Raw genomic sequence first — 22,791 nt, forward strand, 5'->3', positions numbered from 1 at the left:
CATACCGGGCATACCGCACCTAACGTGGGCACGGTGCACCCTGTACGCCTGCTGCTTGCCGCGCTGTGCTGCGGGACCGTCCTGCTGCTGGGCTGGTCCGTGGCCGGCGCCCCGGCGGCGGGGCCGGCGGAGCTGGAGCAGGCGGAGGGCATCACCGACCGGGTCGGCGTGCTCCACGGGCGCGAGTCCGAGGTCCGCCGGGCCCTGGACCGGCTGCACCGCCAGCAGCGGCTGCGCCTCCACGTGGTGTATGTGGGCGAGTTCGCCGGGCGCGGCGCCCAGGAGTGGGCGGACGCCACCGCGAAGCGGAGCGGCCTGGGCAGCAGCGACGTACTCCTGGCCGTGGCCACCGGCGAGCGGCTGCACGCGGTGCACGCCCCGCCGGCCAGCGGACTGACGGCGGACACCCTCGCCCAGGTGTCGAGCATCGCGATCGAACCGGCACTGCGGAACGAGGACTGGTCCGGCGCGGCCATCGGGGCCGCGCACGGCTACGCGGCGGCGCTCAGCGGCAACGCCATTCCGGGCCCGCTGGCGGTGCGCGGAGAGGAACAGCCGGGGCGGACCACCGGCACCGGCGGCGGCAGCGTGCTGCTTCCCCTGCTGCTGGTGGGCTCCGCCGCCGCGCTGGGCGTCCTGCTGTACAGCCGCGGCAGGCGGCCGGACGGGCGCCCGGGCCCGGCCCGCCGGCCCGCCCCGGCGGGTGGCGGCCCGCCGACGGCCGCGCTGGAGACGGCCGCCCGGGAGGCGCTGATCGAGCTGGACGACGCGGTGCGCACCAGCATCGAGGAGCTGGGCTGGGCGGAGGCGCGGGCCGGGGCGGAGGCGCGGGCCGGGGCGGAGGCCCGGCCCTTCCGGGACGCGACCACGGCCGCGGTCAGGGAGACCACCGCGGCGTTCCGGCTGCGGCTCCGGCTGGACGAGGCCGGCCCACGGCAGCCCGAGGAGGAGCGGCGGCGGGTGCTCAACGGAATTCTCCGGTCGTGCGCCATGGCCGCCCGGCACCTGGACGACGCGGCGGTCCCGTTCGCGCGGTTGCGGGACCTGGCAGGAGACCCGGCGAGCGCGCTGCGGGAGGCGCGCCGTCGATGGGACGCGGCCGGGGAACGGGTGAGCGACGCGGCCTCGGTCCTGGACGGGCTGATGTCGCGCTACGCCATGGCCTGCCTCGCACCGGTGCGAGACCATCCGCGGGAGGCCGGGGCCCGGCTGGCGTTCGCGGCCGGGCGGCTGGCGGACGCGGACCTGGCGGTGGAGACCGGTGACCGGCAGCGGGCGGCCGCGGCCGTCCGGGCGGCGGAGTCGGCGGTGGACCAGGCCGAGCTGCTGGCCGGCGCCGTCGGGCGGCGCGCGGCGGAGCTGCGTGCCGCGGAGCAGGAGGAACGGCGGGCCCGGGAGACGGCCGCGGCGGACCTGGCCCGGGCCCGGGAGGCGGCGGGCAGGGGCACCGGGCCGGAAGGGCTGGGGGAGGCGGCGGACCGGACGGCGGAGTTGCTGCGGCAGGCGGAGGACGAGCCGGTGACAGGCGGCCGGGAGCCGTTCGCAGCGGTGCGCCGGCTGCTGATGGCGGGAGCGGCCCTCAGCGACGCCCTGGACGGCGTACGGGACCCGGAGGCCGGGCGGGAGCGGGCCCGGGAGCTGCTGGAGCTGGCGCTGCTGGTGGTTCAGGGTGAACTGGCCGCCGCCCAGGACTTTGTGACCACCCGGCGCGGACGGGTGGGCTGCCCGGCCCGCACGGCGCTGTCCGAGGCCGAGCGCTGCCGGGCACGGGCGGCAGCGGTCACGTCCCAGGATCCGCGGTCGGCGCTGCGGCTGATGCTGGGCGCCGACGCGCTGGCCCGGCAGGCCTACCGGCTCGCCCAGCAGGATGTGGACCGCAGGGCCCCTGCCGGGGAGAACGGTGCCCCGCGGAGGCGGAACGGCGCCGCCGCGGCGGACGGCGGTCCAGGGGAGACCATGGCACGGGAGGCCGGCATCCTGCTGCCGGACGGGACGGGAGCGGCACGGTTCGGCGGGCCCGGCAGCCGGATGCCGTCGAACGGCGGCTGAGCGTCCGGCCGCGCCCGGGCAGGGGCCGTCGTTCACCCGTCCGGCGCAACGAGGGTGTGCCCCGTGATCCCCCGGCGGGCGCACGGCGGAACCCCAAGAGCGCGCAGCATCCGCCGCGCCGGTCCACACCCCGGCGTACGCCCCCGCCCACCGGCCGCTTCGATGGCCTGATACGTGTGCGGGGGGTGAGGCGCTGACGTAGGGTCGGGCATATGCGGACCGGGGGTGAGGAATGAGCGAGAGCAACCTGCCCTGGCAGGTGATCCGGCAGGACGAGAACGGCAGCCGCTACCGGGTAGGACACTGCGCGACACGGGCGGAGGCACAGCGCCTCGTCCGCCGTCTGGAGCTGGGCTCCGGCGCACACCCGAGGAGCACGGCGGGCCGCTACCTGGTGGAGCGCGTCGCACAGGGAGACAGCGCGCGCCGCTGACCACGTGCACAATCGGATAGGTGGACTGTTTTGTCCGCTTTCTCCGGCGGTGGCCGGAGAATCATCCGAGCAGGGGCGTGGAGAGCGTGAGCACGAGTCCTTCGGCCGAGCGGGGCTCCCCGGCGGGAGCGCTGACGCGGACGACGCCGCACACGCTGCTCGACGTCCTGCGCTCGGGCGTGGTCATGATGGACGCCCGGGGCCGCATCCTGCTGTGGAGCCCGACGACCGAGGAGATCCTCGGCTGGTCGGACACCCAGGTGGTCGGGCGTCACCTCACCTCCCTGCTGCCCGAGGGCGCCCCCGACCCCGGTGTGCACATCTACCGCAGCCTGCACCGGGAGACCCGCTGGCAGGGCACCCTCACCGTCCTCCACCGCGACGGCCGGCCCGTGGAGCTGTACAGCCACGCCGCCCTGATGCGGGACAGCTCCGGAACCCCGTTCATTCTCGCCAATCTCGTGGAAACCGAGCGGCTGCGGCCTCTGGAGCACGACCTCGCCGCGCTCGACGCGCTCTTCTCCGCCTCCCCCCTGGGCATCGGGATCTTCGACACCGACCGGCGCCTGATCCGGGTGAACGAGGCGCTGTGCCGGCTGCAGGGCGTCTCCGCCGGCAGCCTGCTGGGCCGCACCCTCCCCGAGATCCTGCCCTCGCCGGGCGCCGGGCAGCTCGAGAGGATCCAGGAGGAGGTCCTGGAGACCGGACGATCCGTCATCGACCTCGTCACCATCGCCCCCGACGGCCGCGGCGCCCGCTCGGTCTCCCTGGGCCGCCTCACCGACGGCTCGGGGAAGACCCTCGGGGTCGGCTGCACGATCATGGACATCACCGAGCGGCGCGAGGCCCTGGAAAAGATCGAACGCGCGCGGCAGCGGCTGTCCCTGCTGGACGACGTCGGCATCGTGCTCGGCGACCACCTCGACGTCCGGCGCATCGCCGAAACCCTGGCCCAGATCCTGGTCCCCCGCTTCGGGGACTACTCCTCCGTGCTGCTGTTCGACGCCGTGGCCCACGGCGGTGAGCTGCCCGACCCCGACCGGCTCACCTCCTCGCCCCTGACCCAGTTCGGCGCCGCCGCCAGGACCCACACACCCGCCGTGGACCGGCTGCTGCGGATGGGACAGACCGTGGACTTCGAGCCGGAGTCCATCCTCGGCTCGGTGCTCACCTCGGGAAACCCCGCCCTGGTGGGGTCCCGGGAGCTGCGCGCCGTCAGCTTCGCCCAGGATCCCAGGGTCGAGGCAGCCCACGACCTCGCCATCCACTCCCTGCTGACCGTGCCGCTGCGGGCCCGCGGCACCGTGCTCGGCCTGCTGATCGTCAGCCGCGCCGGCGAGCGGGACGGCTTCGACCACGACGATCTGGCCCTTGCCATGGAGATAGCGAACCGGGCCAGCATCTCCCTGGACAACGCGCGGCTCTACACCCGGGAGCGGGAAAGCGCCCTGATGCTCCAGCGCAGCCTGCTGCCGCAGCACGTCCCCTCCCTTCCCGGCGTGCGCCTCGGCTACCGGTACGTGCCCAGCAGCTCGCAGTCGGAGGCGGGAGGCGACTGGTTCGACGTGATCCCGCTCACCGGGGGCCGCACGGCGTTCGTGGTGGGTGACGTCATGGGCCACAGCCTGCGGGCCGCCGCCACCATGGGACGGCTGCGGACCGCCGTGCGCACGCTGGCCGGGCTCGGGCTGCCGCCCGCCGAACTACTGCACCGCGTGAACGGGCTCGCCGACGACCTGGCTCCCGGGCCCGACGAACCGCTGATGGCCACCTGCGCGTACGCCGTGCACGACCCCGCCCGGCACAGCTGCACCATCGCTCTCGCCGGACACCCGCCGCCGGTCCTCATGACCTCCGGCCGGGACAGCGGGAGCTGGACGGCAGCGCCCCTCGACCTGCCCACCGGCGGCCCGCTGGGCGTGGAGGGCGTCGTGTTCGAGGAGCGCGAGCTCCAGACGCCCCTGGGCGCGATCCTCGTGCTCTACACCGACGGCCTCATCGAGAAACGCGGCGAGGACATCACCGCGGGCATCGACCGGCTCAGCGCACTGCTCTCCACCCGCACCACCGGGCGCACACCCTCCCTCGACGCCCTGTGCGAGGAGGTGCTCGCGGCGCTGGGCATCCGGCCGGGGGAGAACGGCACCGCCCGGGGACTCGCCGATGACATCGCGCTGCTCGTCGCCCAGGTCGACGGCCTGCCCGGAGCCGGGGCCGGTGTCCGCACGGCGGCCTGGACCTTCCCCGCCGAACCCCCGGCCGTCCGCCGTGTCCGGGCAGCGGTGCGGCAGACGCTTCTGCACTGGAACCTGCTGTCCGTCATCGACGACTCCGTGCTGATGGTCAGCGAGCTGTTCACCAACGCGCTGCGCTATGCCCACGGACCTGTCGAGGTGCGCATGGAGCGCGGCAGTTCGCTGCGCATCGAGGTGTCGGACCCGACCGCCGATCCGCCGCTGCGGCGGGCGCCCGGCCCGGAGGACGAGGGAGGCCGGGGACTGCAACTGGTGGCGCGCGAGTCGCTCCGGTGGGGAACCAGGCCGGAACCCCCGGGAAAAACGGTGTGGTTCGAGCTCGGCCTTCCGCCGGAGGCCGGCGCTCCGCCGCGCTGACCCGCGGTCGCCGGGAACCCGGGCGGCCCTCCCCGCCGCCCCGCCCGGTCAGCGGACCGGCAGGTGGTACCCCGCGCGGTACCGGTCGGCCGGGAGCACCACGTCGGCCGTCTCCACCGGGCGGCCGCCGGCCCGGAAGGTGCGGGTGATCACCAGCACCACATGCCCGGGAAGGCCGCCCAGCACTGCCGCCTCGGCGGCCAGCGCCGGGCGGGCTCCCACCTCCTCGTCGACGTTGTCCACCTGCACGTCGATGGCCGCCATCCGCTCGACCACCCCCCGGCCCGCCAGCGGCCCCTCCTCGGGAAGCATCACCGGGGTTTTCCCGGTGAGCAGCAGCGGCTCCCACGAGGTGGAGAGCATGACCGTCTCGCTCCCGGTGCGGAACACGTAGCGGGTGCACATCACCTCCTCGCCCGGGTCGACGCCCAGCCGGGCCGCGATGCCGGGAGCGGCCTCCTGGCGCTCACTGCGGCCCTCCCAGCTGCCGCTCACCCGGTCGTCGGCCTGCTCCTGCCGGAAGACACTGCCGTCACCGATGATCCGGTAGCCACTGCGCGAGATCCGGCGCGGCTCGGGCCGTTCGCGCACGTAGGTGCCGGAACCGGACCTGCCCTCCACCAGCCCCTCGGCCATGAGCACCTTGCGGGCCTCCAGTGCGACCGTGTCGGACACGCCGTAGGCGGCACGGATGCCGGCCTGTGAGGGCAGCCGGGTGTGCGGCGGCAGGGACCCGTCGGCGATCTGCCGCCGGAGATCGTCGGCGACTCGGAGATATGCGGGCTGCTCACCGAACGGCACGGACCCTCCCAGGGACACACCCCGTACGGGGTGGACGAATCGGGACCAGCTTGACAACGCGGCGTCGGGGGCGGCAAGAGACGGCCAGGGTTTCACTCGAAGTGATGACCCCTGTTCAGGTGTCACGCGAACGACGACGCACGCCCCGGACACCCCCGCCTCATCCGCCGTGTCGTCACGGGGTGTCAGGGCTGGACCTGCACAAGTTTGTTCGGGGTACCCAGTCCCGCCAGGATCACCCGGTTGGGCACGGCCGCCTCGTCGATGGCCCCCGCGACCTGCCGCGGCGACGCCTGCGGGTGCTCCGCGAGATACAGGGCCGCGGCGCCCGCCACGTGCGGAGCCGCCATGGAGGTGCCGCTGATGGTGCGGGTGGCCCGGTCACCGCCGGTCCAGGCGGAGGTGATGTCCGAGCCCGGAGCGAAGACCTGCACGGCCGGGCCCCAGTTGGAGTACAGCGCCCGCACGTCGCTGCGTCCGGTGGCGGCGACGGTGATCGCCTCGGCCACCCGGGCCGGGGAGACCTGCGAGGCGAGCTGACTCTCGTTGCCGGCGGCCACCACGTAGGTGATCCCGGACGCCACCGAGTTGCGCACCGCGTCGTCGAGCAGATCGGTGGCGCGGGCACCCAGACTCATGTTGGCCACCGCGGGGCGCTCGGCGTTCTCCGTCACCCAGTCGATCCCGGCGACCACCGTCTCCAGGCTGCCGCTGCCGCTCTCGTCGAGGACCTTCACCGAGACCAGCGAGGCCTTCTTGGCGACCCCGTGAGCGGCTCCCGCCGTCGTTCCCGCCACGTGCGTGCCGTGCCCGTGGGCGTCCTCGCCGTTCCCTCCGTAGGCGTCGAAGCCCGGGGCGGCGCGGCCCTCGAAGTCGGTGTGCCCGTGGTGGATCCCGGTGTCGATGATGTAGGCGGTGACGCCCTCGCCGCCGTGTTCCGGATAGGTGTAGCGCCGGTCCAGCGGCAGCCGCGGCTGGTCGATCCGGTCCAGCCCCCAGGACGGCGGCGACGGCTGGGTCTCGGCGGACAGCCGCACCCGCTCGTTCTGCACCACCGCGTCCACCGCCGGGTCGGCCGCGAACCGTTTCGCCTGCTCCTCGGACGCCTCGATCGCGTAGCCGTTGATCGCGCGCTTGTAGACCGTGGTGATCTGCGCGCCGTAGGAAGCCGCCAACTCCGCGCCACGGGTGGAGGCCGCCTCCACTCCGGCATCGGCGAAGGAGACGATGTAGCTTCCCTCGATAGCGGTGTCCGATCCCGCGTTGAGGATTTCGCCGGCCGGGGGCGGCTCCGCCGCCGGAAGCGCGGCCGCCGTTGCCAGCATCACCGCCGCCGCCACCGCGGCCGGCACCACCCCCCGCAGCGGCCTGTGCCCGCCCCCTGTCCTACTGCCCTTCCCTGCCATCGCTCGCTCCTCTCACGGACGCGGCGGCACGAGGCCATCGGCCGGCCTCGGAGCCACGCTGACCCGCCCGGCAATCACCACAAGCAATCGCCCGGACACTGTGCGCTATCTATTCCCGTCAGGGGGAACCCAACCCGGATCGGACCGTCCGGCACAGCGCTTTCACCCGAAGTAGCGACCCCGCACGGCCGCCCGCGGGCTCGCCCGGCAGGCAGGCACGGCCTCCCCCGTTGCGGCTCCCGGGCACTGTCGGTGGGGCGTGGCACCATCTCCCGGGTGACCAGCAGACCCGCCTCGGCCCAGCGCCTGCAGGACCTCGCGCGGCTGCGCCGCGTCCGCGACCGCATCGACCGGGAGTACAGGCAGCCGCTGGACGTCCAGGCGCTCGCCCGGGATGTCCACATGTCGGCCGGGCACCTCAGCCGTGAGTTCAGGCTCGCCTTCGGCGAACCGCCGTACTCCTACCTGATGACGCGTCGCATCGAGCGCGCGATGGCCCTGCTGCGCCGCGGCGACCTCGGCGTCACCGAGGTCTGCTTCGCGGTCGGCTGCTCCTCGCTGGGCACCTTCAGCACGCGCTTCACCGAACTGGTCGGTGTGCCGCCGAGCGTCTACCGGCGCCGGGCAGCACGCACGACGGAGGGCATGCCGCCGTGCCTGGCGAAACAGGTGACAAGACCGATCAGGAATCGAGAAGCCCCGGCCGCAGAGCCGCAGCTAGCGTGACGGCCATGGACATCACCATTCACGCCGCCTTCCTCCCGCACAGCGACCCGGAGGCCTCCCTGGCCTTCTACCGGGACGCCCTCGGCTTCGAGGTCCGCAACGACGTCGGCAGCGGAACGATGCGCTGGATCACCGTCGGCCCGGCCGGCACGCCCGGGACCTCCATCCTGCTGGCCCCGCCCGCCACCGACCCCGGCATCACCGACGACGAGCGCCGCACCATCACCGAGATGATGGCCAAGGGCACCTACGGCTGGATCCTGCTGGCCACCAGGGACCTGGACGCCACCTTCACGCGGCTCCTGGCGAGCGACACCGAGATCGTCCAGGAGCCCACCGAACAGCCCTACGGCATGCGCGACTGCGCCGTCCGCGACCCCGCGGGCAACCTGGTCCGCATCCAGGAGCTGCGCTGAGCCGTCAGCCCGAGGAGGGGAACACACGATGAGCACGGCCGGGGACACGAACACCCAGGCGTCCGCGCCGCACGCCGCCGACAGCCACGACCTGATCCGCGTACAGGGGGCACGCGGGAACAACCTCAAGGACATCAGCGTCGAGATCCCCAAGCGCCGCCTGACGGTGTTCACCGGGGTCTCCGGCTCGGGCAAGAGCTCGCTGGTGTTCGACACGATCGCCGCGGAGTCGCAGCGGCTGATCAACGAGACCTACAGCGCCTTCGTGCAGGGCTTCATGCCGTCGATGGCCCGGCCCGAGGTGGACGTGCTGGAAGGGCTGACGACGGCCATCATCGTCGATCAGGAGCGGATGGGCGCCAACGCCCGCTCCACGGTCGGCACCGCCACCGACGCCAACGCGATGCTGCGCATCCTGTTCAGCAGGCTGGGACAGCCGCACATCGGCTCCCCCAACGCGTACTCCTTCAACGTCCCGTCGGTGCGGGCGGCCGGCTCGATCACCGTCGAGCGCGGCGCCGGCCGCACAGAGAAGAAGACCTTCTCCGTCACCGGCGGCATGTGTCCGCGCTGCGAGGGCCGGGGCACGGTCTCCGACATCGACCTGACCCAGCTCTACGACGACAGCAGGTCGCTGGCCGAGGGCGCGATCACCATCCCCGGCTACAAGGCGGACGGCTGGATGGTGCGGATGTTCACGGCCTCGGGCTTCCTCGACCCGGACAAGCCGATCCGCGACTACACCGACAAGGAGCTGCACGACTTCCTCCACCGCGAGCCGGTCAAGGTCCGGATCGAGAACACCAACCTGACCTACGAGGGGCTTGTCCCCCGGGTGCGGAAGTCGTTCCTCTCCAAGGACCGGGAGGCGATGCAGCCACACATCCGGGCGTTCGTGGACCGGGCCGTCACCTTCACCGACTGCCCCGACTGCGGCGGCACCCGGCTCAACGAGGCCGCCCGCACCTCGAAGATCAAGGGGGTCAGCATCGCCGACGCCTGCGCGATGCAGATCAGCGACCTGTCCGAGTGGGTCGGCGGCCTCGGTGAACCGTCGGTGGCACCGCTGCTCACCGCGCTGCGGCGCACCCTCGACTCGTTCACCGAGATCGGGCTGGGCTATCTCTCGCTCGACCGGCCGTCGGGCACCCTGTCCGGCGGTGAGGCGCAGCGCACCAAGATGGTCCGGCACCTCGGCTCCTCGCTCACCGACGTCACCTACGTCTTCGACGAGCCCACCAGCGGCCTGCACCCCCACGACATCCAGCGGATGAACGGCCTGCTGCTGCGGCTGCGGGACAAGGGCAACACCGTGCTCGTCGTGGAGCACAAGCCGGAGACGATCGCGATCGCCGACCACGTGGTCGACCTCGGCCCCGGTGCCGGTACGGAGGGCGGCACCGTCTGCTTCGAGGGAACCGTCGAGGGGCTGCGGGGCAGCGGCACCCTCACCGGCCGTCATCTCGACGACCGGGCCGCGCTGAAGGAGAAGGTCCGCACGCCCACCGGCACGCTGGAGATCCGGGGTGCGCGGGCGCACAACCTGCGCGATGTCGATGTCGACATCCCGCTCGGGGTGCTGGTCGTCGTCACGGGCGTCGCCGGGTCCGGCAAGAGCTCGCTGGTGCACGGGTCCATGCCCGCCGATGCCGGTGCGGTGTCGGTCGACCAGAGCGCGATCCGCGGCTCCCGGCGCAGCAACCCGGCGACGTACACCGGGCTGCTGGACCCGATCCGCAAGGCCTTCGCGAAGGCCAACGGCGTCAAGCCGGCACTCTTCAGCGCCAACTCCGAGGGCGCCTGCCCCACCTGCAACGGCGCAGGCGTCATCTACACGGACCTGGCCATGGCGGCGGGGGTGGCCACCACATGCGAGGAGTGCGAGGGCAAGCGGTTCCAGGCGGCGGTGCTGGAGCACCACCTCGCGGGCCGCGACATCAGCGAGGTGCTGGCCATGTCGGTGGCCCAGGCGGAGAAGTTCTTCGGCTCCGGCGAGGCCCGCACGCCGGCCGCGCATGCCATCCTCCGCCGGCTGGCCGATGTCGGCCTGGGCTACCTCAGCCTCGGGCAGCCGCTCACCACGCTCTCGGGCGGCGAGCGGCAGCGGCTCAAGCTGGCCACCCGGATGGGCGAGAAGGGCGGCGTCTACGTCCTCGACGAGCCGACCACCGGCCTGCACCTCGCCGACGTCGAGCAGTTGCTCGGCCTGCTGGACCGGCTCGTCGACTCCGGCACCTCGGTCATCGTCATCGAGCACCACCAGGCCGTCATGGCCCACGCCGACTGGATCATCGACCTGGGTCCCGGCGCCGGCCACCACGGCGGGCAGATCGTCTTCGAGGGCACCCCCGCCGATCTCGTCGCCGCCCGCTCCACCCTCACCGCCCGCCACCTCGCCGACTACATCGCCCCCTGACACGCGCCCCCTGCCCGGCACCCGCCCGGGCAGGGGCGGCACGCCGCCCGCCCCGGAGCCGGTTCGGCTCCGGGGCGGGCCGATGCAGGTACGGGGGCCGCGGCCTCAGGAGACGGCGTCGCGCACGGCGTTGATGACTCCGGTGTTCGAGATCATCCCGATGTGCCCGAGGCAGGCGGTCTGGCGGTTGTCCGCCCCGCTGAGGACCGTGCTGCTGCCCGGGATGATGACCAGGTCACAGGGCGAGCGGAAGGTCGTGTAGGTGACGTTGCCCGGCGTCGGGTCACCGGCGTTGAGGTTCTTCAGGAAGCTCGATCCGGTGCTCATCTCTCTGCAGGAGGTGATGAGGAGGTTGCAGAACCCGGCGATCACGGTCCCGTTGTTCGGCCCGCCGAGCGACACCCAGTCGTCGACCCGGTCGGCGCCACCGAGGTACTTGATGTAGTAGCGCGAGGAGAGACCGCCCATCGAGTGGGTGACGATGTCCACCTTGCTCGCGCCGGTCTTCCGGAGAACCTCGTCGATGTAGTCGGACAGCTCTCGCGCGATGGTGACGTTGGACTGGAACGAGTTGTATCCGAAGACGTGAAGCTGGTCGTCGGAGTAGCCGTTCGCCCTGAAGTTCGCGGTCATCGTGGAGAACTGGCCGCTCTTGCCGGAGAAGCCGTGCACGAAGACGACGGGCTCGGAGTTGTTGGCTTGCGCGGTGCTCGCGGTGAGCGGTACGACCAGCACGGCGGCCAGCAGGGCGAGGAGGGCAGCCCGGACTTGACGCAGGCGCATCTGAACTCCTGTCGGGTGAGCAGCGGAAGCTGCGGTGTGGGAGGTTTCAGGGCGCGCGCGTCCCGTACCGGGAGCAGTCCCCTGCTTCCGGTGGCGTTAGATTACTCACAAGTAGCCTGCCGTTCACATCACGGAAACATCACAGTGCGGCAGACGGCCTCGTGGACCGGTCCTCAGCGAGTCGATACGGTTGAGCCATGGCCGCACCACCGGGCTGGATGCGCCCGCCGCGCGCGGAAGGCTGGTTCGCGGAGGACCTGGACCGCCTCCCCGAGGCGCCTCGCCACACCGAGCTGATCGACGGAGCCCTCGTCCTCACGACGTCACACCGGCGGTCCTGGCACGGCCGCCTTGTCACTTCCCTCACCGCCACGCTCATGGCGAGTGCGCCCACGGGTTTCGAGGTCGAACGGGAGATGACCATCCGCCTTGATGAGCGCAACCGGCCGGAGCCGGATCTGCTCGTGACAACCGCCCCCTACGACCCGGACCGCACGTGGTACGCGCCGGAAGAGGTCCAGCTCGTCGTCGAGGTCGTCTCACCGGAGCCCGCGCACCGCGATCGCACGGTGAAGCTGCACAAGTACGCCGAGGCCGGGATCCCGCACTACTGGCGTGTCGAGGGAGAGAACGGCACCCCGTCGCCCACGTCTACGAACTCGACGAACCCACTGGCGTCTACGCGCCCGCCGGCATCTTCCGGGACACTCTCAAGCGCCCCGTGCCTTTCGAGATCAGCCTGGACCTCGACAGGCTCACCCCACCGCGGAGGCATGAGTCAGCCGAGAGCTCGACCAGACGAGGCCTGTCAGACCGAAACGACACCATTCCACGCAATGTGGTGTCACATTGCGAGCGAAAGGAACCGCCGATGGCCCGAACCGTGATCGATCTTGATGGTGAGATGGCCGCCCAGCCCAAGGGGTTCCACGGCAGGAAGACCGAAGCCGCTGCCGTACGGACCGCAATGGAGGACGACGTCAAGCGTCGACTTCGGCAGCAGTTCATCGATGCGGTCAAGTCGGAGGAGCTCGACTTCAGCGAGATCGTCGATAAGACGAAAGTGCCCGACTCCGCCAAGGGCCCGAAGGCCACTTGAGTGAGCGCCCCATTCGTGGCCGACAAGTCCGCTCTCGCCCGGTGACACCGACCGCTGGTGGCCGCTTCCCTGGATTCCCTCCACAAGCGCGGCCTCGCTGAGCGCAACAACGCCACCATGCTCCACCACGAGGGGGCGGGGCCCCGGCATCGAATTCTCCGCCTGTCGGGGCCCACCCCCTATTCGTCATGCTCGCTGATGTGGTGCCGTCGCATACGCGCATCCGCGTCAGAGACCGCAGCCCCATCACCTGCCGCGTAAGCCCGCTCCCGGAAGCGGGCCAGGTGGGCACAGGTGACGCAACCGCTCACCGGCTCGGGCCGGTCGGCGCTCGGAACGCGCAGGTGTGAACTCGGCACGTCGTCGTCTTGCGTCATGGGGGCGGACCGGGCTTCGGCGGAGGCCATCCGCGCGAGGGTGTCGGCAGCCTTTGCCAGAAGTCGCAGGGAGTGTGCGGGGTCAGGGTCCGCTCGGCCGCCGTCGCGGGCGATGATCAGAGCCTGCCGAATGGTCGCCGTGTGTCGGGCCTGGTTGGTCCCCCCGGGTAGGCGTGAAGCCCACGCCATGGCCGCCGGGACCAGAGCGTGGACATGTGCGCGGAGTCGCCGCCGCAATGCGGCGATGACCCCGCCGTGAGCCCGGCCGTCACGGGTGAGCAGCAGAGCCAGAAGCACGTCACTCCGGACCTCCGTCATATCGGTTCCGGCCGGAAGTGTCGATGAGTTGAGCCGCTGAGACACGGTGTCTGAGATTCCCATCTGATGTCGGGTCACGTCACTGCCATGAAGAGAGTGCACCCATGAATCTCAAACTGGCAACCTTGTCACCTGAATCTTCAGAGTGAAGTACATGCGTTCTATCGATTTGAGCACCTGGGTGCTGTAAGACTGCACCTCGCCGGGCTCATTCCGCACCCGAGAAGGAGAAAACGACACCATGCCCAATGTGCGAGCCGTACCGACGCTGCGCCGACGCCGCCTCGGCGAGGCCCTGCGGAGATACCGCAACGAGGCTTCCCTGAGCCTGGAGCGGGTGGCGGGCATGATGGGCTGGGACGAAAGCAAGCTGTCACGCATCGAGAACGCCAAGGCCCGCGTGAAGCCGCAGGAGGCGGCGACTCTGCTCAAGCACTACGGCGTCACGGACCCCGAAGTCGTGGCTGCGCTGGAAGCGTTGGCCCGTGACGCCGGCAAGCAGGGCTGGTGGCAGGCGTACGGCGATGTGGTCGGACTCAGCTACAAGGACTACCTGACGCTGGAGACCGACGCGCAGAGCACCCACATCTACACCCCCAGCCTCATCCCCGGCCTGCTTCAGACCGGTGCCTACGCCCGCGAAATCGTGGCAGGAATCAGCACGACCCGGACCCCGGAGGAGGTCAACGCCCTTGCTGAGATCCGGAAGACACGCCAGGCCATCCTGACGACAAGGCCCGGCGGACCGCTCAAGTTCTGGGCCGTCATCCATGAAGCCGCACTGCACCAGCGCTTCGCCTCCCAGCCGACGCTGATGCGTGACCAGCTGCGCCACCTTCTGGACATGTCCCAACTGCCCAACGTGACCATCCAGGTCATGCCCCTGTCCGCGACTCCCCATCCAGGTCTGCTGGGACCGATCGAGGTGGTCCGCTTCCCCTCTCCCTGGCCGACCGTGGCGTACCTGGAGAACCTGCGCGGAGGGCACTTCATGGAGGGGAGCGAGGACGTGGCAGTCTTCGAGGCAGCATTCGAACGCGTCGTCGCTGCCGCGCTCCCCGTGGACGACTCCCGGGAGGCCATCCGGCAGCTCATGGAAAGGGACAGCACATGAAGACCGCTCGTTCGCCTCACTCGCGCATGGCCGCACCTCGCACCGGCGGATGGCGCAAGTCCACCTACAGCAACGGCGCCGAGGGCTGCGTCGAAGTCGCCGGCCTCCCCGGCGGCCTGGCCGTCCGGGACTCCAAGGACCCCGCCATCCCCGGCTTTCGGGCCGGTACCGGCGCCTGGAACGCCTTCGTCCGGGCGGTCGGCACCGACCGCCTCTGAGCAGCACCCGTGCCGTCTCCCCGTCCCGAGCCGGGGAGACGGCCGCGGCCTTGTGGCGCACTGTCAGCCGGTGACCACTGTCAGAGGGAGCAGCGACCTGGCACGAAACCCCCGAGGCCAGTCCGAGAGGTTGAGCCGGAGCAGAGCCTCTTTGATGTCCGAAGCCCTCCGGTGTGTACGCAGGGAACATCCGGTAGCCATGAGTCATGACACAGATCCCCGTAGAGTCCATCCGTGACGTCCGCGCACACTTCGCGGAGGTCGTCGAACGGGCCGATCGCGATGACCAGCCCACGGTGATCACACGACGAGGAAAGGAAGTCGCCGCCGTCGTATCGATCCAGGTTCTGCGTAAGTACCAGCAGTGGGAGGAGTGCGAGATCAATCGCATCATCGACGAGCGGATGGCGGACCGCTCGGCCGGCGTCCCCATCGAGGACGTCATGAAGGAAACGCTGGCGCGCGGTGAGTGAGTACCGCACCACCTTCCGGCCCGAGGCCTTTTCCAGGCGGTGGTGAAGGCGTCCGCACCATCCAAGCCGATCTTCCTCGGGAACGCTCGACTTCAGCGAGGTCGTCGATAAGACGAAAGTGCCCGACTCCGTCAAGGGTGCGAAGGCTCCCTTTGAACGCCCCCGTGCCCTGGCCGACAAGTCCGCTCTCGCCCGGTGGCACCGACCGCTGGTGGCCGCGGCCCTCGATTCTCTCCACGAGCGCGGCTCACTGAGCGCAACAACGCCACCATGCTCCACCACGAGGGGGATGGGCCCCGGCATCGAATTCTCCGCCTGTCGGGGCCCACCCCCTATTCGTCATGCTCGCTGATGTGGTGCCGTCGCATACGCGCATCCGCGTCAGAGACCGCAGCCCCATCACCTGCCGCGTAAGCCCGCTCCCGAAAGCGGGCCAGGTGGGCGCAGGTGACGCAACCGTTCACCGGCCCGGGCCGGTCCGCGCTCGGGGCGCGCAGGTGTGAACTCGGCACGTCGTCGTCTTGCGGCATAGGGGCGGGGCGGTCTTCGGCGGAGGCCATCCGCGCGAGGGTGTCGGCAGCCTTCGCAAGGAGTCGCAGGGAGTGTGCGGGATCGGGGTTCGCTCGGCCGCCGTCGCGGGCGATGATCAGAGCCTGCCGAATGGTCGCCGTGTGTCGGGCCTGGTTGGTCCCACCAGGTTGGCGTGAAGCCCACGCCATGGCCGCCGGGACCAGGGCGTGGACATGTGCGCAGAGCCGCCGCCGCAGTGCGGCGATGAGTCCCCCGTGGGTGTGGTCGTGGAGGGGCAACAGGAGGACCAGTGCCACGTCGCTGTGCACGGCGGCTACATCAATGCGTGGCTGCGTTCGAGGGTGGACGTAATGCATGAGTCTCCCGGCCAGTTGAACTGATTCTTGCGATTTTCGGAGAGCAACTTCGCTCGCTCAGAACAGATCGCACTGACGAGGTGATCGACAGTCAGGCACCAAGAAAAGCATGCACCTTTGGGAGCCCTACTCGCAATATTGCAAGTGAAACCCCCAAAGAAAGAAACCTAGTTCGATGGACTTGCGTACCCTCTTCGCGGCACACTGCACCCATTGGGCTGGCACGTATTCCCAGTTGCGATGTACCGGCCCCCGAACCACCGTGCTCGATACCCGCAAAGGACCCAGCGCTCATGCCGACCGTGAAGCCTGTTCCCACCCTGCGCCGACGGCGCCTCGGAGGCCGTCTGCGTGACCTCCGGAACCAATCCGGTCACACGCTGGAAGCCGCGGCAGCGCTCGTCGGCTGGGACGCCACCAAGCTGTCGCGCATCGAGAACGCGAAGGCGAACATCAAGCCGAACGAAGTGGCGCCCCTCGTCAGCGCTTACGGTGTCGAGGATCAGGAAGTGATCGCAGCCCTGGAAGGACTGGCCAGGGACGCAGGGAAACGGGGCTGGTGGCAGACCTACGGAAGCGTCGTGGCCCACGACTACCGTGACTACATCGCACAGGAGGAAGACGCCGAGTCCACGCACATCTACTCACCCAACCTCGTCCCCGGGCTTCTCCAGACCGGGGCTTACGCGCGAGAGGCGATCGCTGCCACGGCGATCACCCGCACCCCCGAGGAAGTCCACGCGCTCGCAGAGGTCCGCAAGACCCGCCAAGCAGTCCTCACACGCCCGGAACGCCCGCTGACCCTGTGGGCCGTGATGCACGAAGCCGCTCTGTACCACCGCTCGGCCTCACGCCCGTCGATGATGCGAGAACAGCTGCGGCACCTGCTCGACATGACGGAGCTGCCCAACATCACCATCCAGGTCATGCCGCTCACCGCCACAGCACACCCTGGGATGATGGGCCTGTTCGAGGTTGTCCGCTTCCCCCAGCCATGGCCCACCGTGGCGTTCCTGGAGAATCTGCGAGGTGGCCAGTTCGTGGAAGCCGATGACGACGTGAAGGTCTTCGAGATGGCGTTTGACCGGGTTCTCGCCGCAGCGCTTCCCGTGGATGACTCACGAGAGCAGATCCGGACAATCATGGAAGGAAGCACTCTGTGAACCACAACCACGACATGCACACCGCCGACCTGAGCGCGGCAGCCTGGCGCAAGTCGTCCCACAGCGCGAACGGCGGCGAGTGCCTCGAAGTCGCCGACCTCCCCGGCGGCCTGGCCGTCCGGGACTCCAAGGACACCGCCATCCCCGGCTTCCGAGCCGGTACCGGAGCCTGGAACACCTTCGTCCGGGCAGTCGGCACCGACCACCTCTGAGCAGCACCCGTGCCGTCTCCCAGCCCCGAGCCGGGGAGACGGCACGCGGCCTTGTGGCTCGCTATCGGCCGGTGACGGCTGTCAGCGGGGTCAGCCAGGATGAGCACCGTGCCGAAGACAGCAGCGGACTACACGTGGTTCTCCAAGGAATTCCCGCTCCTCGCCGAGGCGTACTGCTTCACACTCGTGCGTGACGTGTCTCCAGACGACCTGATCAACCGGCTCGGAGGCCGACGAGAAGGCACCACCGACGACATCACAGCCTTCGTCGACCACTCCTACGGCCCGACACTGGACGGTGACTTCGGTGCGATGGCCGCCCTCGGTCCCTGGACGCTGCTGATCGAGCCGAACGGCTATCTGGGCGTCAACGAAGAGCGCGCGATGCCCGCGTCCGCCGGGACATGCTGGGTCTCGCACTTCGTCAACGTCAACCGCGTCGGCGCGTTCCTCTGGGCCGAGGACGAAGAGGCGCGGCTCCGCTTCGACCCCATGTTCCCGAACCACCGCTGGGGCTCCACACCAGACGCTCTCCTGGAGACCATGCGGCACATCGGTTTCCACCTCGGAGACGAGAAACCGGAGAACTGCCTGTCCCGGCAGGCGGCGTTCGCCCTTGCCGGACACCTGACGGGCGTGTCCCTGTCCGCCCGCCTGCTCATGGAAACGACCTACACGCTTGCGAGCCTGCCCCACTCACAGCCCGGCCGCGTCTGACTGGATCTGCCATCGCTTCGTCACGGGCATCTGATCGTTGCCCGATCCGACGGTGCGTCCCACGCCATGCGTCCGCCGGACTTGACCAGTCGGGTGCGCGGGGTGTCGGTGCCAAGGATCTCGCCGTCCCACAAGCGGGTTTCAGCTGGACGGCTTGGCGTCCCGGGCACCGAGGGTGGACAGGAACCTGGCCCGACGTAGTCGAGGAACCGCTGGTGCGGGCCGATGACGAGGAAGTCCGAGGACCTTGAAGTGCTCGTTGTTGCACGAGCTAGGTCACACGATGCAGACCGACCGCGGACTTGCCGGGGCCGGGTCCGCCCTGGACCACCAGGATGGCGGAGGGCGAGCCGGTGACCAGGTCCGTCTGGTTGCGCTGGATCGTCTCGACGATGTCCCGCATCCGGCCCCCGCGCGCGTCGCAGCTCGCGCAGGAGGAAGTTGTCCGGCTGCGGGGGCCTGCGGCGCTGGATACGGGCGATATCGGCGGGGGTGTGGGCCGGCGGGCGAGGCCCGCGCGGTGCAGGCGAGCGGGCGGCCCGTGGGCCGGTCTTCCGGCAGGGCATCGTCGGCGGCCTGCCTCAGCGCGGGGACGCGACCCGTAGCCGTTCGGCCTCGGTGCCGGCTTCGGACGGCATGCCCGAGGGCACTCCGGGCACGGAGATCTCGTCGGAGTAGTCCTCGACGACGCGCTGCGCGCAGCGCAGCCGCCGCTGCAGGACTACCACGCCCGGCGCGTCCTGGTGTGCCTCGAACCACTTCTTCGCGAGCGGCGTGGTCCGCAGCACGACCACGGGCTCGTTCTCGGCATCGCGCACACCGCGTCGACCGACGTACCAGGGCCTGGGCTCGTCCCGCACGTCGACCCGGCTGATAACCAGTGACTCGCCGCCCCGCCCTCCATAGGCAGCGGCCCGCTCCTCGGCCTCGCGTCGGTTGGCGATGCCGTCCTTCCCGCTGGCGGAAGCCCTCGCGACCGATCCGTCGGTCATCTCGGCCAGCCGCGTCCCGTAGCGGTCGTACGCGTGGTCCACCGGCTTCTGCTCCAGCGCGATGATCTCGTCGTGTGGTGGTGCTCATGTACATCCCCCTCATGGCGTTCCGCGGGACACCGCCACGGCATGCACCCGCACCCCATCGAATGACTAACAGAACCGGACGGTGACGGACCGTCCGGGACTGCAGTCAGTCAGCCAGTTCCCGGACCAGCGCTCCGACCTCCGCCCGCCAAGCGCGAACCTGGTTGTACGTGGGTCCGATCTCGTACTGGTGGTAGTGGCAGCCCAGGCACAGGTGCGACCAGACGGACCTGGCCCGGCGGGCGGTCTCCGGCGTCGTGTAGCGGTGGAGGCAGAGGAGCTTGGCCCGCATGGTGGTGCCGGAGAGTCCCGGCACCGCGGTGTCCAGCACCCGGTCGACGCAGATCTCCAGGGCCGTCCGCAGGGCGAGCGAGGCCCCGCGGTGGCGGCCCGCGGCCGTGGCGGCGGAGAGATCCCCGGCCAGCAGCAGGTCGGCCGTCAGCAGGAGTGCTCCAACGGCTGTGTCGGATGCCGGCGAGGCGGCAGCGGAGGCGGTGGGAGCATTCATCGGACGGCCTCCTCCGGCTTGCGGATCTTCTGCGCCATGGTGTCGACGAGGTCGACGAAACGGTGCGGGTCGGTGATCCGCGCGCCCTCGGCATGGGCGCCGTCCTGGCACCGCTTGAGGGTGTCCACGGCGTGCTGCCCGCAGCGCGTACGCAGTTCCCGGTAGACGTCGCCGGTCCGCCGTGCGTCGCCGAACAGGGCCAGCGCAGCGACCTTCATCAGCTTGTCGGCTCCGGTGACGGCGGCCTGCAGCGCGTGCTCGGGACCGCCCGCGCGGTGGTGCCGGATCCAGGCGGCCTCCAGGAAGGCGTTCTCCAGGGCGATGCGGCACAGGCTGGGCAGCACGTGGGGGACCGGGTCGGTGACCGGGTGGACCTTTACCCGGGAGGGGACTCGGGCCAGAACCTCGCCCTGCACGGCCTGTTCACCCAGCCGCGCTTCCTCACCCTCGTCCGGTCCTTCATCAACTTCGTCCCGTCGAAGCGGATGAAGCGCATCGCGAAGCCGCACCAGTTCCACGCGGTGACCCGGGCGGCCGAAGCCGTCCGCACGGCCTCGGCGAGCGACGGGAAGGCTGGCGTCGTCTGGCACACGCAGGGCTCGGGCAAGTCCGAGGAGATGGTCCTCACCACCACCATGGTGATGAAGGACCCGGCTCTGCTGAACCCGACCGTCGTCGTCATCACCGACCGCACGGACCTCGACGACCAGCTCTACTCGACCTTCCTGGAGAGCGAGATCCTCCCGGAGGCGCCGAAGCAGGTCCTCACCCGCGCCGAGGTGCGCGAGGAACTGGCCGCCAAGCGCGTCGGGGGCATCCTCTTCACAACGCTCCAGAAGTTCGGGCGCACCAAGGAGGAGAAGGAGTCGGGCGCGGACCACCCGCTGCTGTCGGACCGCCGCAACATTGTGGTCGTCGTCGACGAGGCGCACCGCAGCCACTACGGCTCCCTCGACGGCTACGCCCGCCACCTGCGCGACGCGCTCCTCGCCTTCACCGGCACCCCGCTCTCCCAGGCCGACCGCAACACCCGCGAGGTGTTCGGCGACAAGGGCGACTGCAACGGCTACATCGACGTCTACGACCTCAAGCGCGCCGCCGACGACGGCGCCACGGTCAAGGTGTTCCACGAGAGCCGCGTCATCCAGCTCGTCCTGGACAAGGACATCGATCCGACGACGATCGACGAGGAGGCCGACCGCATCACCGACGGCCTCGATGACACCGAGCGCCGCCGCGTCGAGCAGGCTGTCGCCACGATGAACGCGATGTACGGCGCGCCCGCCCGCATACGGGATCTGGCCGAGGACCTCGTGAAGCACTGGGAGGAGCGGCGCGAGCGGATGGAGCCGTTCGTCGGCGTCTCCGAGACGGGCGGCGCGTCCGGCAAGGCGATGGTCGTGTGCGCGACCCGCGAGATCTGCGTCCGCGTCTACGACGCGCTGCGCGAGCTGCGACCCGAGTGGCACAGCGACGAGGTCGACAAGGGCGCCATGAAGATCGTCTTCTCCTCGAACTCGCGCAAGGACGCGGAGCACCTGCTCGCCCATGCCCTGCGCGACGGCCAGCGCAAGGCGGTCATCAACCGGGCGAAGGACCCCGACGACGAGCTGGAGCTGCTCATCGTCAACAACATGCTGCTGACCGGCTTCGACGCCCCTCCGGTCCACACCATGTACCTGGACCGGCCGCTCAAGGGCGCCAACCTGATGCAGGCCCTGGCCCGCGTCAACCGGCGCTTCCGCGCCAAGGAAGACGGCCTCCTCGTCGGCTACGCCCCGCTGACCGAGAACCTCCAGCGGGCGATCGCCGAGTACACCGAGGCCGACCGGCAGGACCGCACGCTCGGGCAGGACCTCGACCGGGCGCTGGACGAGCTGCGCAACGAGTACGACGTGCTCACCGACATCCTGCGCGGCTTCGACTGGCGGACCAGACTGGCCACGCCGTCCAAGACGGCGTTCATCGACGCGGCGATGCGGGCCGCCAACTACCTGCGGGACCCGCGCACGGCGGGCAACGACCCGGAGAAGCTCGACGATCCCCGCCAGACCCTCGGCCGGCGCTTCCGGGAGCACGCACACCGGCTGGAGCGATTCTACGCGCTGTCGGCCAGCGCGAAGAACATCGGCGAGCGCTTCCCGGACCACCCGGCGTGGCGGCGGGACATCCAGTTCTTCGTCGAGGTGCGGGCCTACATGGCGAAGTACGACGCGATGGACCGCGAGGCGCGCGGCCTGCCCGTCGCCAGGGACGTCGAGCTGTACCTCGCGCAGCTGACCTCATCGGTCGTCGAGACGGGCGGAGTGACCGACCTGTTCGCCGAGGCCGGGCTGGAGACCGCCGACCTCACGCACCTGAACGACGCCCTCGTGGCGCAGCTCCAGAACAGCGAGACCCCGCACCTGGCGGCGGAGGCGCTGCGACGGCTCATCGAGCGGAAGATGCGCGAGGTGACGCGGCACAACATCGTCCGCCGTACGACGTTCTCCGAGCGGCTGCAGGACCTGATGGTCCGGTACATGCGGCAGCAGTACACGAGCGCGGAGCTGATCGCCAAGCTGGTCGAGATGGCGAAGGAGGTCATGGACGACGCCCGCCGCGGCGAGAAGTTCAACCCTCCGCTGGACTGGCGCGAGCTGGCCTTCTACGACGCGGTCGCGGACCACGGCACGGCGCGCTCGGTGATGGGCGACGAGGTGCTGGCCGGCATCGCCCGCGAGCTGGTCGCGGAGGTCCGCAGCAAGCTCAAGCCGGACTGGATCGCCCGCGAGCCGGTCCGCGCCCGTCTGCGCAGCGCCATCAAGCGCCTCCTGGCCCGCCGCAACTACCCGCCGGACCAGGAGGCCGAGGCGATCAACCTGGTCCTGAAGCAGATGGAGCACTTCGCCAACGAGTGGTCGACGAACGGCACCCCGGAGAGCCGTACGTGACATCGATACGGCAACGGACCACTTCTGCTGCTTGCCGGTCCAACCGGCCAG

At 70.5% G+C, this 22,791-nt stretch carries 21 protein-coding genes and 1 pseudogene; 15 read left to right on the forward strand and 7 right to left on the reverse strand.

All coding sequences use genetic code 11. The features are described from left to right. The first annotated feature begins 33 nt into the window (after positions 1 to 33). The 3 genes from ABD299_RS06665 to ABD299_RS06675 all read left to right on the forward strand — a co-directional run bounded on the left by ABD299_RS06665 (position 34) and on the right by ABD299_RS06675 (position 5,094). Complete coding sequence (locus ABD299_RS06665; protein ID WP_344259572.1) at positions 34 to 2,049, forward strand: TPM domain-containing protein; 2,016 nt, start codon at positions 34 to 36, stop codon at positions 2,047 to 2,049. Between the two features lie 232 nt (positions 2,050 to 2,281). Then, positions 2,282 to 2,482 carry an SPOR domain-containing protein gene (locus tag ABD299_RS06670; RefSeq protein WP_344259573.1) on the forward strand — a complete coding sequence of 67 codons (201 nt, stop codon included), beginning with the start codon at positions 2,282 to 2,284 and terminating at the stop codon, positions 2,480 to 2,482. Between the two features lie 86 nt (positions 2,483 to 2,568). After that, positions 2,569 to 5,094 carry a SpoIIE family protein phosphatase gene (locus ABD299_RS06675; protein WP_344259574.1) on the forward strand — a complete coding sequence of 842 codons (2,526 nt, stop codon included), beginning with the start codon at positions 2,569 to 2,571 and terminating at the stop codon, positions 5,092 to 5,094. Positions 5,095 to 5,142: 48 nt separating this feature from the next. Here the strand turns inward: ABD299_RS06675 and ABD299_RS06680 are convergent, their stop codons facing one another. Continuing rightward, a complete protein-coding gene (locus ABD299_RS06680) occupies positions 5,143 to 5,895 on the reverse strand; it encodes a GntR family transcriptional regulator (protein ID WP_344259575.1) in 753 nt (250 codons plus the stop codon). 185 nt (positions 5,896 to 6,080) lie between these two features. Next, the gene (locus ABD299_RS06685) at positions 6,081 to 7,301 is read right to left on the reverse strand and encodes a S8 family peptidase (RefSeq protein WP_344259576.1); all 1,221 of its coding nucleotides are present in this window, start codon (positions 7,299 to 7,301) and stop codon (positions 6,081 to 6,083) included. Between the two features lie 276 nt (positions 7,302 to 7,577). On the opposite strand from ABD299_RS06685, the gene ABD299_RS06690 reads away from it, so the two are divergent. The 3 genes from ABD299_RS06690 to ABD299_RS06700 are packed head-to-tail and all read left to right on the forward strand — an operon-like array spanning position 7,578 to position 10,859. Then, positions 7,578 to 8,027, forward strand: coding sequence for a helix-turn-helix transcriptional regulator (locus ABD299_RS06690; RefSeq protein ID WP_344259577.1), 450 nt, complete (start codon positions 7,578 to 7,580; stop codon positions 8,025 to 8,027). A gap of 5 nt (positions 8,028 to 8,032) precedes the next feature. Beyond that, positions 8,033 to 8,443 (forward strand): VOC family protein, encoded by a 411-nt coding sequence (locus ABD299_RS06695; protein ID WP_344259578.1) that lies wholly within the window; start codon positions 8,033 to 8,035, stop codon positions 8,441 to 8,443. A gap of 28 nt (positions 8,444 to 8,471) precedes the next feature. After that, the gene (locus tag ABD299_RS06700) at positions 8,472 to 10,859 is read left to right on the forward strand and encodes an ATP-binding cassette domain-containing protein (RefSeq protein ID WP_344259579.1); all 2,388 of its coding nucleotides are present in this window, start codon (positions 8,472 to 8,474) and stop codon (positions 10,857 to 10,859) included. Positions 10,860 to 10,964: 105 nt separating this feature from the next. Here ABD299_RS06700 and ABD299_RS06705 read toward each other — a convergent pair whose 3' ends face one another. Further along, the gene (locus ABD299_RS06705; RefSeq protein ID WP_344259580.1) at positions 10,965 to 11,642 is read right to left on the reverse strand and encodes an esterase/lipase family protein; all 678 of its coding nucleotides are present in this window, start codon (positions 11,640 to 11,642) and stop codon (positions 10,965 to 10,967) included. A 197-nt stretch (positions 11,643 to 11,839) separates the two neighbouring features. Between ABD299_RS06705 and ABD299_RS06710 the strand changes: the two are divergent. From ABD299_RS06710 to ABD299_RS06745, 8 genes and pseudogenes are all read left to right on the forward strand, one after another. Further along, positions 11,840 to 12,411: pseudogene (locus ABD299_RS06710) on the forward strand (Uma2 family endonuclease); the annotation flags it as partial. Between the two features lie 102 nt (positions 12,412 to 12,513). Continuing rightward, positions 12,514 to 12,741: a type II toxin-antitoxin system VapB family antitoxin gene (locus ABD299_RS06715; protein ID WP_344259816.1), complete on the forward strand. Its 228-nt coding sequence runs from the start codon at positions 12,514 to 12,516 to the stop codon at positions 12,739 to 12,741. Positions 12,742 to 13,677: 936 nt separating this feature from the next. Beyond that, a complete protein-coding gene (locus tag ABD299_RS06720) occupies positions 13,678 to 14,550 on the forward strand; it encodes a helix-turn-helix domain-containing protein (RefSeq protein WP_344259581.1) in 873 nt (290 codons plus the stop codon). A gap of 26 nt (positions 14,551 to 14,576) precedes the next feature. Beyond that, positions 14,577 to 14,768: a DUF397 domain-containing protein gene (locus ABD299_RS06725; protein WP_344259582.1), complete on the forward strand. Its 192-nt coding sequence runs from the start codon at positions 14,577 to 14,579 to the stop codon at positions 14,766 to 14,768. A 206-nt stretch (positions 14,769 to 14,974) separates the two neighbouring features. Then, on the forward strand, positions 14,975 to 15,241 hold the full coding sequence (locus ABD299_RS06730) for a type II toxin-antitoxin system Phd/YefM family antitoxin (RefSeq protein ID WP_344259583.1): 267 nt from the start codon (positions 14,975 to 14,977) through the stop codon (positions 15,239 to 15,241). Between the two features lie 1,180 nt (positions 15,242 to 16,421). Continuing rightward, entirely contained in the window at positions 16,422 to 17,291 is an 870-nt protein-coding gene (locus ABD299_RS06735; protein WP_344259584.1) for a helix-turn-helix domain-containing protein, read from the forward strand. Beyond that, positions 17,288 to 17,503 carry a DUF397 domain-containing protein gene (locus tag ABD299_RS06740; RefSeq protein ID WP_344259585.1) on the forward strand — a complete coding sequence of 72 codons (216 nt, stop codon included), beginning with the start codon at positions 17,288 to 17,290 and terminating at the stop codon, positions 17,501 to 17,503. Before ABD299_RS06735 ends, ABD299_RS06740 begins: the two co-directional genes overlap by 4 nt. A gap of 99 nt (positions 17,504 to 17,602) precedes the next feature. Then, positions 17,603 to 18,220 carry a DUF6461 domain-containing protein gene (locus ABD299_RS06745; protein ID WP_344259586.1) on the forward strand — a complete coding sequence of 206 codons (618 nt, stop codon included), beginning with the start codon at positions 17,603 to 17,605 and terminating at the stop codon, positions 18,218 to 18,220. 271 nt (positions 18,221 to 18,491) lie between these two features. On the opposite strand, the gene ABD299_RS06750 is transcribed toward ABD299_RS06745, so the two are convergent. The 4 genes from ABD299_RS06750 to ABD299_RS06765 form a co-directional block, all read right to left on the reverse strand. Beyond that, a complete protein-coding gene (locus ABD299_RS06750) occupies positions 18,492 to 18,623 on the reverse strand; it encodes a hypothetical protein (RefSeq protein WP_344259587.1) in 132 nt (43 codons plus the stop codon). A 178-nt stretch (positions 18,624 to 18,801) separates the two neighbouring features. Next, entirely contained in the window at positions 18,802 to 19,254 is a 453-nt protein-coding gene (locus ABD299_RS06755) for a hypothetical protein (protein WP_344259588.1), read from the reverse strand. Positions 19,255 to 19,405: 151 nt separating this feature from the next. Further along, complete coding sequence (locus tag ABD299_RS06760; protein ID WP_344259589.1) at positions 19,406 to 19,807, reverse strand: hypothetical protein; 402 nt, start codon at positions 19,805 to 19,807, stop codon at positions 19,406 to 19,408. After that, positions 19,804 to 20,151, reverse strand: a complete 348-nt coding sequence (locus tag ABD299_RS06765) for a hypothetical protein (protein WP_344259590.1) — start codon at positions 20,149 to 20,151, stop codon at positions 19,804 to 19,806. Before ABD299_RS06765 ends, ABD299_RS06760 begins: the two co-directional genes overlap by 4 nt. A gap of 24 nt (positions 20,152 to 20,175) precedes the next feature. On the opposite strand from ABD299_RS06765, the gene ABD299_RS06770 reads away from it, so the two are divergent. Continuing rightward, positions 20,176 to 22,740, forward strand: a complete 2,565-nt coding sequence (locus ABD299_RS06770; protein WP_344259591.1) for a type I restriction endonuclease subunit R — start codon at positions 20,176 to 20,178, stop codon at positions 22,738 to 22,740. Positions 22,741 to 22,791 lie beyond the last annotated feature (51 nt).

The organism is Streptomyces sodiiphilus, assembly GCF_039529215.1.
Lineage (GTDB): Bacteria > Actinomycetota > Actinomycetes > Streptomycetales > Streptomycetaceae > Streptomyces > Streptomyces sodiiphilus.

What these genes read in the sequence shown, in the direction of transcription:
- ABD299_RS06685 (WP_344259576.1), bottom strand. Translation starts at nt 7,301, where the DNA reads ATGGCAGGGAAGGGCAGTAGGACAGGGGGCGGGCACAGGCCGCTGCGG.
- ABD299_RS06695 (WP_344259578.1), top strand. Translation starts at nt 8,033, where the DNA reads ATGGACATCACCATTCACGCCGCCTTCCTCCCGCACAGCGACCCGGAG.
- ABD299_RS06750 (WP_344259587.1), bottom strand. Translation starts at nt 18,623, where the DNA reads ATGCGGGACATCGTCGAGACGATCCAGCGCAACCAGACGGACCTGGTC.
- ABD299_RS06760 (WP_344259589.1), bottom strand. Translation starts at nt 19,807, where the DNA reads ATGAATGCTCCCACCGCCTCCGCTGCCGCCTCGCCGGCATCCGACACA.
- ABD299_RS06745 (WP_344259586.1), top strand. Translation starts at nt 17,603, where the DNA reads ATGAGCACCGTGCCGAAGACAGCAGCGGACTACACGTGGTTCTCCAAG.
- ABD299_RS06735 (WP_344259584.1), top strand. Translation starts at nt 16,422, where the DNA reads ATGCCGACCGTGAAGCCTGTTCCCACCCTGCGCCGACGGCGCCTCGGA.
- ABD299_RS06705 (WP_344259580.1), bottom strand. Translation starts at nt 11,642, where the DNA reads ATGCGCCTGCGTCAAGTCCGGGCTGCCCTCCTCGCCCTGCTGGCCGCC.
- ABD299_RS06715 (WP_344259816.1), top strand. Translation starts at nt 12,514, where the DNA reads ATGGCCCGAACCGTGATCGATCTTGATGGTGAGATGGCCGCCCAGCCC.
- ABD299_RS06725 (WP_344259582.1), top strand. Translation starts at nt 14,577, where the DNA reads ATGGCCGCACCTCGCACCGGCGGATGGCGCAAGTCCACCTACAGCAAC.
- ABD299_RS06700 (WP_344259579.1), top strand. Translation starts at nt 8,472, where the DNA reads ATGAGCACGGCCGGGGACACGAACACCCAGGCGTCCGCGCCGCACGCC.
- ABD299_RS06720 (WP_344259581.1), top strand. Translation starts at nt 13,678, where the DNA reads ATGCCCAATGTGCGAGCCGTACCGACGCTGCGCCGACGCCGCCTCGGC.
- ABD299_RS06670 (WP_344259573.1), top strand. Translation starts at nt 2,282, where the DNA reads ATGAGCGAGAGCAACCTGCCCTGGCAGGTGATCCGGCAGGACGAGAAC.
- ABD299_RS06730 (WP_344259583.1), top strand. Translation starts at nt 14,975, where the DNA reads ATGACACAGATCCCCGTAGAGTCCATCCGTGACGTCCGCGCACACTTC.